We start from the raw sequence: 13,090 nt of genomic DNA, 5'->3' as shown, positions 1-13,090 counted from the left end.
ATCCGTTTTTTTATGCCCTCTGCTGAGCGTCCGGAGTGGGGGTTAAGCAGAGAGTATCAACGTCACTTATTACCTTATGGGCATTGGATTACGGCCACGGGCGGTAGCATGCCTGAATACAGGGAGTCAGGAACCAAATGGAACACCAGTCAGCAGTGTTATTACGTCGTCTCAACCCCTACTGCGCTCAGGCGCTTGAAGCGGCAGCATCGTTATGCCAGACGCGCGCGCATGCAGAAATCACGCCTGAACACTGGTTACTGAAGTTGCTTGAGCAGGGGGAGGGCGATATTACCGTCATCGCTCGTCGCTATGAATGGGATATCGACAATCTCTGGCAGTCGCTGCTGGCGCATCTGGATGTTCAGCCTCGTTCCGTGAAAAGCCGCCCGCAGTTGTCTGATGCGCTTCTTTCTTTAATGCAACAAGCGTGGCTATGCGCCGCAACGGATGAAAATTCGCAGATACGGGGTGTGCACTTGCTGATGGCGCTGGTAGGCAAGCCGTCATTGCTGAAGTGCGATGGCCTGTGGCCTCTTCTGAGCGCAGGACATACTCAACTGGAACGCCTCCTGCCGCTATTAAATGTCCAGTCTGATGAGCGGCCGGAAAGACAGCAAGAAGCCGCTCTGGCGCAGGTTTCCTTTGATGATGAACCGCGTCCTGGACCGGCTGAATCGATGTTGTCGCCAGCATTACAAGGCGTGCTCGATAAATTTACGCAGGACGTTACCGCGAAAGCGCATGCCGGCGGTATCGACCCGGTATTTGGTCGCGATAATGAAATTCGTCAAATGGTGGATGTGCTGTCCCGTCGGCGAAAAAACAATCCCATTCTGGTTGGGGAACCCGGCGTCGGCAAGACCGCTCTGGTGGAGGGGCTGGCGCTGCGTATTGCGGAAGGTAACGTGCCGGATAGCCTGAAAGCGGTGACGTTACGCACGCTGGATCTTGGGCTGCTTCAAGCGGGGGCTGGAGTGAAAGGTGAGTTTGAGCAGCGGTTGAAAAATATCATTGATGCCGTTCAACAATCACCAATACCGATTTTGCTCTTTATCGATGAAGCACACACCATCATTGGGGCCGGTAATCAGGCGGGAGGCGCAGACGCAGCCAACCTGCTAAAACCCGCTCTGGCCAGAGGAGAATTACGAACCATTGCGGCGACCACATGGAGCGAATATAAACAGTATTTTGAGCGTGATGCTGCGCTGGAGCGGCGTTTTCAGATGGTGAAAGTGGATGAGCCGGATGATGATACTGCCTGTTTAATGCTGCGCGGTCTGAAATCACGCTATGCGGAACACCATGGCGTTCACATCACCGACGACGCGGTTAAAACCGCCGTTACGCTCTCTCGCCGCTATCTTACTGGGCGGCAATTACCCGACAAAGCCGTCGACCTGCTGGACACCGCAGGCGCAAGAGTGCGGATGAGCCTTGATACCGTTCCGGAACCACTGACGCGTTTGAAGTCGGAGATAACTGCGCTTGAAATTGAAAAGCAGGCGTTGCTTGCCGATCTCGCGCTAGGAAATGGTCAGCATGGTGAAAGGCTGGCCAGCATTGAACAGCATGAAAATCGTCTGCTTGTCGAGTTAGATGAACGCGAAACCCAGTACGGTCAGGAATTAGCGCTCACTGAGCAACTGCTGGCCAGCCGCCGTGATATTTCCCGTCAGGCGGAGACGGTTGAATTGCAGCAGCAGCTTAGTGTGCTTCAGCAGGGTCATCCTTTACTGTTTCCGGATGTAGACGCGCGCACTGTCGCAACGGTGATCGCCGACTGGACTGGTGTACCATTATCTTCATTAATGAAGGACTCCCAGACAGACTTGCTGACGCTTGAAACTCAGATGGGAAAACGCGTTGTCGGGCAGGATTATGCGCTGAATGCCATCGCGCAACGACTGCGCGCATCAAAAACGGGTCTTACGCCGGAAAACGGCCCGCAGGGTGTGTTTCTGCTTACCGGACCAAGCGGTACCGGGAAAACGGAGACGGCGCTGGCGCTGGCCGAGATTCTGTTTGGCGGTGAAAAATCGCTGATCACCATTAATCTGTCTGAATGTCAGGAGCCGCACACCGTGAGCCAGCTCAAGGGCTCGCCTCCGGGATACGTGGGTTATGGTCAGGGAGGGATCCTGACCGAAGCCGTGCGAAAGCGCCCCTATAGCGTGGTACTGCTGGATGAAGTCGAAAAAGCGCATCGCGACGTCATGAACCTGTTTTATCAGGTATTTGACCGTGGTTTCATGCGCGATGGCGAAGGCCGTGAAATTGATTTTCGCAATACCGTTATTTTGATGACCTCCAATCTTGGCGGCGATGCCGTGATGCAGCTGCTGGAAGAACAGCCGGAAGCGGCAGAGCCCGATCTGCATGAACTACTGCGCCCGCTTTTGCGCGACCATTTTCAGCCGGCGCTGCTGGCACGTTTCCAGACCATTATCTATCACCCGCTCAGTGAACCAGCGCTGCGCACCATTGTACAAATGAAGCTGGATCAGGTTAGCCAGCGATTGCAGCGCCACTACGGTATCACCACGACGATATCCGAGAACCTTTTTGATGCCCTGACCGCCGCTTGCCTGCTACCGGATACGGGGGCGAGGAATATTGACAGCCTGCTGAATCAACAAATCTTGCCAGTGCTCAGCCAGCAGTTGTTAACGTATCTTTCCCGGCAGCAAAAACCTCTGCAACTTACTTTAAGTTGGCGTGATGAAGAGGGAATTGAACTGATATTTGATAGCAAGTGAAAAATAAAACCCAGTGAAAAGACTAGCGCTGGGTTTTATTTTGTATCGGGATATGCGTTGCGCTAAAGGACTAAATATGGATGGTGCTAAAGATCTTGCAAAAGATATGCTCGAAGCTATTAATGTTGATGATTCTGGATTTATTGCTGCTTTGGTAAAAGGGCTTATATCATTTCCTGTTAGTATGGGGTATTTGGCCTATGATTTTATGGACACAGAACATCGCAGAGCGAATGAAGATGACAAATACAGGTTTGCCAGACTTATTAATAAGGTGGGATTTAATAAGGAGCTGGTAGATCAGGTTGTTGGAGTTTTTATTGATGATTTTTCTTCTCGACTGGATGTTGCTTTAATGGCAGAAAAAATAGCTGGAAATAGTGCTGGAAGGATGATTTTCTCAGAGCTAACTGGCGTTAAAATTGGGGCTGTTATTTCTAATCGGCTAGTCACGGCATTTTTTTCAGGTGCTGCTATAGGCTCGCTTCTTACGCTGGGAGCGGAAGTATCCAGAGCAATCTATACATCTCGCTATCTGGCTGCAAGGAGTCCAGGTCATTATCAAAAATTGAAAGATATGGGGGACCTGGATCTGCTTTATTTTCTGATAGAAGATCTTGTTTCACCTTTTGAAAAAGCAATTGAATTTCACAATGCAAATTTAGTTTTTTTTAATGAGGTTTGCCAATGTTTTCTGGACGGCTTGGGAAGTTTAGAGAAATAGCCAGATATTTAATGTATTATTTTTCATATCTGGCTGGTAATATCTTATGTATGTTTGGTATTGCCTTTTCTATTTGGTTCTTCTTTATTTCTGACGATGGATTTAGATATTTATGGGGCGCGGGAGGTTTTTTATTGATTGTTTTTGGGTATTTTATGATGAAATTTGGCTGGCCTCACGTACGTAGTAATTGGGATGATTATCTGTGATTTTTATTTAATGGAAAACTGTTTTATTCAGTTTTTATTATGGTTTATAAACGCGTAATTATAGTTTATTAAACGGAGTTAACGCTATGAATATGGAAATAGCATCAGGGCCCACGCTTAACCGCTACAGTTTATCGGTTTCTTCATGCCCGCATGAACTGGATGTGGAACGTTTTGAGGGGCTGGAGCAGTTAAGCGTCCGTTACCATTATTCAGTCCGTTTTACCTGCAGCGCTTCAGAGCTGACTGCCGGTATGTTCCTGAACCAACCGGCTTTGCTGACCATGAAAGGCGGGGAATTACTGCATGCCCTGCCCGTGAAATTCGTCCACGGCGTGGTGACCCATTTCCGGCGTCTGACGGGGTCGCGCGACCAGGTCAGCCATGAAATCATCATTGAGCCTTATCTCTCCCTGCTGGGTAAACAGTTCCGCACGCACCGCTTCTTCATAAACAAATCGGTCCCGGAAGTGGTGAGTGAAATCCTGCAGGAGCACGCCCTGCATGGCTGGGAGTATGAATTCACGCTGACACAGAGTTATCCGAAGCGTGAGCAGATAAATCAGTACCAGGAGAGCGACCTGGCGTTTATTGAGCGTCTGCTGGCGGAAGTGGGGATATTTTACTTCTTCACGCTGCAGCCGGACACCCGGACGGAAGTGGTGCATTTTGCAGACCAGCAGAGCGCCTATGAGTTTGATAAACGGCTGGCGCTGAACAGCCCGTCAGGAATGAGCGACAGCGGGGCGGACTCCGTCTGGGGACTGAACATTCTGCACCAGGTGGCACCGGCGGGAGTGACGACAAAAGACTATAACCACCGCGAAGCGCAGAAGGTGCTGCAGTCGGCGAGGGCGGATATCACCGGCGGCGAAGGCGAGGAAATGCGCTATGGCGAGGTGTATCACTACAAACCGCGCCATCTTGAAACCGGGGATGCATTCGATCCGGCGGCGGAAACCGGGAACTTCTGGGCGCGACTGGACCACGAGCGTTTTCTGGCGGAGCAGACGCTGATAACGGGTTTCAGCACGGATGCGGGGTTACGTCCGGGACAGGTGTTGACGATAACGGACAACAGCGTGCCGTCGACGCTGCCGGGCGTGCTGCAGCAGCCGGTGGTGGTCATCCGGGCCGGGTTCAGCGGCAGCAGGAAGGATGCGCTGAGGGTAACGCTGGCGGCGGTGCCGTACAGTGAGACGCAGTGCTGGCGTCCGGCGCTGAAGGCAAGACCGAAGGTTAGCGGCACGCTGACGGCACGGGTCAGCAGCCCGAAGAGCGGGGATATCTACGCGCATCAGACGGCGGAGGGGCTGTACCGGGTGAAGTTCGATGCAGACCAGGACAGCAAACAGCAGGGTTACGAGAGCATGCTGCTGCGCCTGGCCAAACCCTACGGCGGCGACACCTACGGGATTCACTTCCCGCTGATACAGGGCACAGAAGTGGCGGTGGCGTTCCATGAAGGTGACCCGGACCGGCCCTATATAGCCCACGCGCTGCACGACTCCCGGCATCCTGACCACGTGACACAGGCAAACCACACCCGCAACGTCATTCGCACACCCGCGAACAACAAGCTGCGCATGGAAGACAAACGGGGCGAGGAGCACGTCAAGCTCAGCACCGAGTACGGCGGCAAGACGCAGCTGAACCTGGGGCATAATGTGGATGCACAGCGTGCGCTGCGGGGCGAGGGGTTTGAACTGCGTACAGACCAATGGGGAGCTATTCGGGCTGGGAAAGGGATCTTTATCAGTGCCGATCGCCAGGAATTAGCTGGAGGTTTGCAGTTAGATATGCATGAAGCAGTAGCTAACTTACAAGCTGCGCTTCAGGATGCGAAAGGTATTCACTCTGCGGCAGAAAAAGCGAAAGCAGAACTGGCTGATATCGAGAGGCAAAAAGCATTGTTAATGGAGTCTATGACAGACCTCAAGAAACAGGCTTTACTTTTTTCTGCTCCTGCTGGCATTGCGCAGGTGACTCCTGCCAGCATCCAACTCTCATCAGGTGAGAATGTCATTGTAACCTCCGGAGCGGACACGGATGTCAGTGTCGCTAAAAAATTCCGCCTTGGTGTGAAAGAAACAATAAGTCTTTTCGCTCAGTGGATGGGAATTAAAATTTTCGCCAGCAAAGGAAAAGTGGAAATTCAGGCGCAGGGAGATGCAATGGATCTGCTGGCAAAGAAAACGTTGAGTATAGCCAGTAAGGATGAGCAGGTGATCATTACCGCAGCGACAGAGTTAGTACTCAGTTGTGGTGGCGCGTATATCAGGCTTAAAGATGGTGAAATAGAAGTAGGGGCGCCTGGTAATGTACGCGTAAAGAGCATTGGGATTCAGAAAATGGCTCCTGCAACATTAAATGCCAGCATAGAATTACCGGATCCTTGCGCCACAGCTATTGATGCTGCTGGTGGTACGCAAAGCCCTACAGTGACGCTGGGTTGATGGAGGACCAATAATGAAGGAATCATTAATAACTTATGATTACTCCTTACAGGCAATGCAAAAACAAGGGGGTTATATTGGTGAGCAAATATTTAATTCTTTTAGAACGTTAAATAGAAATTGCATTTTAATGATTGATACTGCAATTATAAGGTTGAGAAATAAAGAATCATCATTCTATAATGAAATAACAAATAGAGATGTTGTAAGGGTACCTGTTGCTACTCGTTATCTATCATCTGAATTTGAACCTTGTTTGGTTTCACTGGATTTATCCTTACCTGAGGATTGTAAGTTACTACAAGAAAGCATTATGCAATCTCTGCAAGAGATCGAACCTAATGAAATACTGCTGGGTAAGGGCAGGATGGTATGTGGTTGGCTTTCTTGCGAAGAAAACATTGTAAATCTCGCAGATTATCTGGGAAAGGTGGCAATCCAGCAGCATGATGGAAAAGATGTTTTGCTTCGGTATTATGACCCGGCAATTATGATCTCTCTTTTATCTATTCTGGATGACTGGCAACAACGACGTTTGTTAGGGCCAATTGAAGTGTGGAGTTTTATTGATGGCGATGGTCAGTTTATCAATAAAATAAATCAGTCTGAGAATCAACTGCGACTTTCATATACGTTATCGCTGAGCGCTGACAATTGGCGTGATATAAATTTTGCAGGGATAAAAAATAGAGTTATCTGTAATTATCGTCTGGCTAATTTGAGTCGTGAACGGTTTTCAGAGCCCGCGGTATTTAAGCTATTGAAGCAGTCACTTAAAAGAGCTGTATTGTATACTTTTTCTGATCAAGAAGATCTTATCAAGTGGGGCGAGTGTTCAATTAATGTTGCTCCGGAGTTTTATAACCATGGATTTATTAAAAACTTGCTTGAAATAAATAGCTTAAGTGAGAGGGGAAAATTTACTCAAATCATATCTCATATCACAGAACAACAATGGAATGAAATTCGAGCAAACATTAATTAAGCAATTTACAGTTCGAATATGTGGGAGAACAGGGATGATAAATCATAAATGTGACTGTATGTCACAGGGACCGGCATTACTACCTGTACGCTATGCGGTGGTTCCTGAATATATTAAAGAACCATTGCCGGCGTGGGCAAAACCTGGAATATCAGCTTACCCGGCGGAAAACGAAAACTACCACTATGCGCTACGCGCGATGCGCAGGGGCTATATCTATATCTACTATCCGTACCAGACGGACTGGGAAGCGTGGTCGGTGTGTGATGACGGCAGTTTGTGGAAACAGCTGTCGGCGAAAAATGTTCTGGAGAAATCAGAGCCGGACTGTCGGCAGGGAACGTACAGTGATGGCGGAAAGGATTTTCTGACGCTGCCTTATGAAGTCCTAGAGAATGATATCTGGATAGCATTCACGCAGTGTCCCTGGACGGAAAAAACGCTGGAGCGTTACGCGGGCGATGCAGGGCAACGGCAGAGCAGAATGCAGTGTCTGAGTTCATCGAACTGGACGGCGCCCCAGGCTTCACAGCAAATAACAGAGGCAACCACAGCAAATCTCGCCAGGGTTCTGGATTACATCCCGGCGCAGGGCAGCCAGCTGAGTCCGGCAATGCGGTTACCATATGGCACCCATACTAAAATCCGCGTCAGCCAGTGTGTGAGTGAACGCTATGCGATAGTCAAAGAGCCGGGGCCGCAGGAGACATTGTACCCGTGGAAGAGCGGAGTGGCCGGAAACACAATCCGGCAGATGAAGGAACGGGGTGTGAAGCCAGACGGTACCCCCGTTACACCGTTGCTGATGGCGCTGCATGATTCAGCAGGGATAACGCATGAGCTGACGGGATGGACGAATGATGTCCTGGCGATGGCGAAGATATTTGGTGAAGAACGCGCCCTGGAGTTCTGTACCCAGAGTCTAATTAACGGAGTTAAGGAGATTGTTAACAAAAGCTCGGAACAGAATGTTGCAGCCCAACTTGCTGAATTACCGCAGGAAACATATATTTCTCCACCGGCAATGGATTATTCTTATGATATGTATGTCCAGAATGAGAAATCTAAAGGTACAGACCCGAAGGATATACTAACTCGCGAAGAATTCGAAAAGCAGGTAAAGGGAAAACAAAACGAAGTTTATAAGAAATAACAGGTAGCTAATGATTGGTCTAAATATGCCCGAATGATCAATCAGAGTAAATGGGACTCTTTTAATCAATGTTGTGCTGATCTAACACCAAAAATTGATAAACAGCTCGCTAAGCTGATTAGCTATCGCTGTGGATGGTTACAGGCTTCGTTATTTATAACAATATTACAGGATTTTTTTTCTAACGATCCTGTTGATAATGCGAACTATCGTGAAATTGCTGCCTTCGCAATGGCTGGTCTTGGTGAGTCGCCATCAGGTATAAAATTGCTGGATGACTGGATAGACGCATATACTACGAAAAGTGAAGCTAATCTCGTCTGGAGAACACATTTTTATAATAATCCAGAGATCATGGCAGATGTGGAGCCGTTATTGGCTAGTTTGCACCAGTGTAGTATTTCTCCGGTTTCTGAAAATGATGTGCTCTACTTTTTTGAGAAGAATGGCGCTAAACTTAATAAAATATTTAAAGGTTTTGAAAAGGCAACGAGTGAAATTTCAAAACCACTGGCTGGCAATGTCGTATTCTCGAAAAGAGTGCTGTATCAAATGGACCAGCACATGGCAACCGTAGGGGCCAGGTTTTTTTCCGTATCACGGATTGGACCTGTTCTCAATACCATGAATGACCTTATTGTTCGAACCCTTTTCTCGCTATCTTCCGGAAAGTCAGAGTTAGAAACCAAAACATTGTTCAGCAAATATTTTGGTTGGGCCACGGAACGCAGGGCTTACATTGCCGGCACTGTTTTTTACAGCCCGCAAAGAGCCATCCGGGCCGATCTTCTCCGGGGGGCGAGTAAGAAATATGCCGCACTTGAAAAAGCGTATGCCAATTATCTTAGCCAGCCTGCGGGATCTTCTGGTTATGCGGTGACCAGTATTAGGATTTTTGTTTTATTTTTCAATGTGGTCGAACTGTATAACCAACTCGATAACTTTAACAATCAACCTGCTGACTACGCGAAGGTAATCAGCGCAATATCGGCAACGGCGAGCGGGGTAATTGATATTGCGACCCCTGCGACGGAGGTCATTCTTAAAGAGAAAAATAGCCTCCACTACATGAAAATGTTTGGCGCAGGATGCTCGTTGATAAGTGCGGGCCTTTCGCTGGGGTTAGATATTTCAACATTATTGAATAAAGTTAATTTACCGAATTCCAGTAAAAAATGGGCATTTACCGGCTTATATTCAGTCAAGACTCTTAGTGATGTTGCCATTATTGCCAAAGCGGAAGGAAAATTGATGACGGTGCTGATTGAACGCTTTGGCTGGAAGACTCCTGAAGGGGAATTAGCCGTATGGCTGGGGAGGGCAGCTGCGCCTCAATTAACAAAATTAGGCGTCGAATGGGTGGGGCTGTTGGCCTCGTGGGAGGTGGCTCTGTTATTGATGGTCGCAGAATATATTTTGACGGAATATTATTCACGTGATGCGTTACAGTCGTGGATTGAGAATGGCTTGTTTGGTGATGATTGTTCGATTGATATCGACAGTTATTCGCCGGAAAGAATCAATATATTTATTGATGAGACCCGAAATTCACTGCAAGAAAGCTTACGTCAATTATCTTCAGGTAAAAAACCACAACGTGGGAAACCAATAATTTACTGGCCATTTATTATCTATGATGAGCCGGAAGTCCCTGTTGTGGTTTAATTGTGGAGCAGCGAAATACTATGACAGAAGATGACGAACTGTTTGCCGATATGCCCCGGGCCTATATCCGGGGACTGGAGAAGGGAAAAGGGTATGTGGAAGAAAACTATCTCCGGGAGCGCAGAGAGTGGATAAAATTAAGACAAACCATTGCGTACTATGAATCGGACGGCAAGAAGAAGCATAAAAAACGGCTGGCAGAACTGTACCGTGAAGAAAAGCAGCGGGCAAAAGCGCTGGCCGATATGCCACCGGACCCGGTACTGCCTCCGCCAGCCCCGCTGATAAAGGTCAGTGGCGTGGTGACAAACTACCACCAGCGCTGCCTGACGCACTATTTTGACACCAAAGCCTATCCGCAGACGTGGGAATATTTCAGCAGGCAGGATGAGAACATGGCGTCTGCCGCGATGGTGCTGGCCTCGACGGGGTCAGCAGCAACGGCACAGGGCATGGTGGCGAGCAATGAAGACAGGGTTCCTTCATCGGCGTGGTACGTCACGGGCGAAATCAACGGCCGGTCCTTTTCAGGGTGGCTGGGCGCGCCCTATTGCCGGGAAGGTGAGGAAGTGGAACTGATTGCCGCGCCAGTGGGAGAGGAGTACCTGGTATATGCCCTTGTCCGGCCGCATGCGCGTTCGCTGACCATGCCACCGTGGTGTTACCAGGGAATACGACGGGCGCGAATAGACGCGATGAAAGTCCCCATTTCGGTCGTTATTCTTCTGGCTATTCTGCTGCTGGTAGTGGGATTGTATAAAGAAGATTGGGTTCTTAGTGAAGGATTACGGCAAGTGATAACGATATTTTTGGTTACGGGAACCTTTCTGTATATCTTCCCCGCAATATGGACGATCTGGCGACGGCATCCCTTTCCGAAAGAACAGCTGACGGAGGAGATATTGACTGTTGCTGGCTGGGAAAATGTGACCAATATTGATTTGCGGAGATTAAAGCGCAGAAGAATTAAAGAATTTAAAAAGAAGGGAAAATCTGTTCGAGTAATGACATCAGGATGGTGGTTTTATTACTATTAGACGATTTTTTTGTAGGTTAAATTTCAAAGCTAATATTTTTAACAGATAAGGTGTTATTATCTGATCTTTATCTAATCATATAGATATGTTTGGTAAGTGTTTTTTTTTGGAAAAAAACATATCTGGATAGTTATATTCTTTTATAGCGAGGATTTATGTTTCTAGGCTTAGTCAGACTCAATGATCCATTAAGTAGTGGTGGCAAAGTAATTTCTGTTTCGTCAACGATGATTATCGATGGTTTAGGCGTCGCATTGCTTGGTGATACTGTTATATGTCCAATTCCATTTCATGGCGTAAATAAGATAATCCAGGGGTCTACAGAATGGATCTCAGATGGAAAACCAGTAGCTGTGCATAAATGCATGTGTCAATGCGGTTGCTATGTTATTTCAACACTTCCCTGTACGGGGATCTGGTAAGTTAAAATGAGTTGGAATATTCCTGATAAAAAGGCAATGCAACCTGTACCTTCTATTAGGTGGGGGCGAGATAGTGGTGTTTTTTTCTCATTGTTAATAACTGTTGTTCTGCTATTTGGTTTGTTTTATTATATTACTCATAATAGTAATTCAATATATTGTGCTTTTGTAATATCGTTAATTTTTTCTTTGTTATTTATTATATACATAGGGCTTCGATTATTTCAGCTCGGCGTGTCTCTTGAAAAAAATGAAATGATATCAACGGAAAGTTCTAATATTGATTATGAGTGGTCTGAATGGGCGTCTGGTTATATAAGTATTGTAGATTACAGCTATCTCTTTCCTGAAGAATCACAGATACCCAATTTACGTGAAGGAAGTGAGTTCAATGCCATTGGAACCAGGGCATTACATTTTCCAGAATCGATTGATTATACTATTTTATTCCATGAGTTATTAGTTCCAATGAGAGCTAGGGAAGGTGCGAATAAGCAGGTCATTTCTTCCCAAGCTGACTCGCTGATTAAAATTTCGCGGATCTGGGCCGATTTTTTTCCCGCAAACACATCGAATCAGCCTATTTAGGCTATTTTTTCCACCATTTCTGGCGTTATTTCCGGTTTTTACTGAGATCTCTCCCACTGACGTATCATTTGGTCCACCCGAAACAGGTTGGCCAGGGTGAATAACATCGCCAGTTGGTTATCGTTTTTCAGCAGCCCCTTGTATCTGGCTTTCACGAAGCCGAACTGCCGCTTGATGATGCGAAACGGGTGCTCCACCCTGGCACGGATGCTGGCTTTCATGTATTCGATGTTGATGGCCGTTTTGTTCTTGCGCGGATGCTGCTTCAAGGTTTTTACCCTGCCGGGACGCTCGGCGATCAGCCAGTCCACATCCACCTCGGCCAGCTCCTCGCGCTGTGGCGCTCCTTGGTAGCCGGCATCGGCTGAGACAAATTGCTCCTCTCCATGAAGCAGATTACCCAGCTGATTGAGGTCATGCTCGTTGGCCGCGGTGGTGACCAGGCTGTGGGTCAGGCCACTCTTGGCATCGACACCAATGTGGGCCTTCATGCCAAAGTGCCACTGATTGCCTTTCTTGGTCTGATGCATCTCCGGATCGCGTTGCTGCTCTTTGTTCTTGGTCGAGCTGGGTGCCTCAATGATGGTGGCATCCACCAAAGTGCCTTGGGTCATCATGACGCCTGCTTCGGCCAGCCAGCGATTGATGGTCTTGAACAATTGACGGGCCAGTTGATGCTGCTCGAGCAGGTGGCGGAAATTCATGATGGTGGTGCGATCCGGCAGGGCGCTATCCAGGGATAATCGGGCAAACAGGCGCATGGAGGCGATTTCGTACAGGGCATCTTCCATGGCACCGTCGCTCAGGTTGTACCAATGCTGCATGCAGTGAATACGCAGCATGGTCTCCAGCGGATAGGGCCGTCGGCCATTGCCCGCCTTGGGATAAAACGGCTCGATGACAGCGGTCATATTCTGCCATGGCAGAATCTGCTCCATGCGGGAGAGGAAAATCTCTTTTCGGGTCTGACGGCGCTTAGTGCTGAATTCACTATCGGCGAAGGTGAGTTGATGGCTCATGATGTCCCTCTGGGATGCGCTCCGGATGAATATGATGATCTCATATCAGGAACTTGTTCGCACCTTCCCT

At 48.2% G+C, this 13,090-nt stretch carries 8 protein-coding genes and 1 pseudogene; 8 read left to right on the top strand and 1 reads right to left on the bottom strand.

Annotated features, from left to right (window positions below):
- Positions 1-137: 137 nt before the first annotated feature.
- The 8 genes and pseudogenes from tssH to OGV85_RS24555 all read left to right on the top strand — a co-directional run bounded on the left by tssH (position 138) and on the right by OGV85_RS24555 (position 12,001).
- A complete protein-coding gene (gene tssH / locus OGV85_RS12480) occupies positions 138-2,762 on the top strand; it encodes a type VI secretion system ATPase TssH (RefSeq protein WP_048218586.1) in 2,625 nt (874 codons plus the stop codon).
- A gap of 76 nt (positions 2,763-2,838) precedes the next feature.
- Complete coding sequence (locus tag OGV85_RS12475) at positions 2,839-3,486, top strand: Ssp6 family T6SS pore-forming effector (protein WP_003024432.1); 648 nt, start codon at positions 2,839-2,841, stop codon at positions 3,484-3,486.
- 295 nt (positions 3,487-3,781) lie between these two features.
- Positions 3,782-6,151: a type VI secretion system Vgr family protein gene (locus OGV85_RS12470; protein WP_086550469.1), complete on the top strand. Its 2,370-nt coding sequence runs from the start codon at positions 3,782-3,784 to the stop codon at positions 6,149-6,151.
- Between the two features lie 13 nt (positions 6,152-6,164).
- Positions 6,165-7,136 (top strand): DUF4123 domain-containing protein, encoded by a 972-nt coding sequence (locus OGV85_RS12465; RefSeq protein WP_048218583.1) that lies wholly within the window; start codon positions 6,165-6,167, stop codon positions 7,134-7,136.
- Positions 7,111-9,954, top strand: a pseudogene (locus tag OGV85_RS12460) (T6SS effector BTH_I2691 family protein). The gene OGV85_RS12465 and the pseudogene OGV85_RS12460 overlap by 26 nt, the downstream one beginning before the upstream one ends.
- A 20-nt stretch (positions 9,955-9,974) precedes the next feature.
- Positions 9,975-10,991, top strand: coding sequence for a putative type VI secretion system effector (locus OGV85_RS12455; RefSeq protein ID WP_003024422.1), 1,017 nt, complete (start codon positions 9,975-9,977; stop codon positions 10,989-10,991).
- Between the two features lie 155 nt (positions 10,992-11,146).
- On the top strand, positions 11,147-11,413 hold the full coding sequence (locus OGV85_RS12450) for a PAAR domain-containing protein (protein WP_008321243.1): 267 nt from the start codon (positions 11,147-11,149) through the stop codon (positions 11,411-11,413).
- 6 nt (positions 11,414-11,419) lie between these two features.
- Positions 11,420-12,001 carry a hypothetical protein gene (locus tag OGV85_RS24555; protein ID WP_286553610.1) on the top strand — a complete coding sequence of 194 codons (582 nt, stop codon included), beginning with the start codon at positions 11,420-11,422 and terminating at the stop codon, positions 11,999-12,001.
- A 38-nt stretch (positions 12,002-12,039) separates the two neighbouring features.
- Here the strand turns inward: OGV85_RS24555 and OGV85_RS12440 are convergent, their stop codons facing one another.
- Complete coding sequence (locus OGV85_RS12440) at positions 12,040-13,020, bottom strand: IS5-like element ISKpn26 family transposase (RefSeq protein ID WP_000019450.1); 981 nt, start codon at positions 13,018-13,020, stop codon at positions 12,040-12,042.
- Between the last annotated feature and the right edge of the window lie 70 nt (positions 13,021-13,090).

The sequence above is a fragment of the Citrobacter sp. Cf132 genome (assembly GCF_030333885.1).
In the GTDB taxonomy this organism is placed as follows: Bacteria; Pseudomonadota; Gammaproteobacteria; order Enterobacterales; family Enterobacteriaceae; genus Citrobacter; species Citrobacter freundii.
Note: the sequence above shows the minus strand (reverse complement) of the source record. Positions and strands in the feature narration are given on the sequence as shown.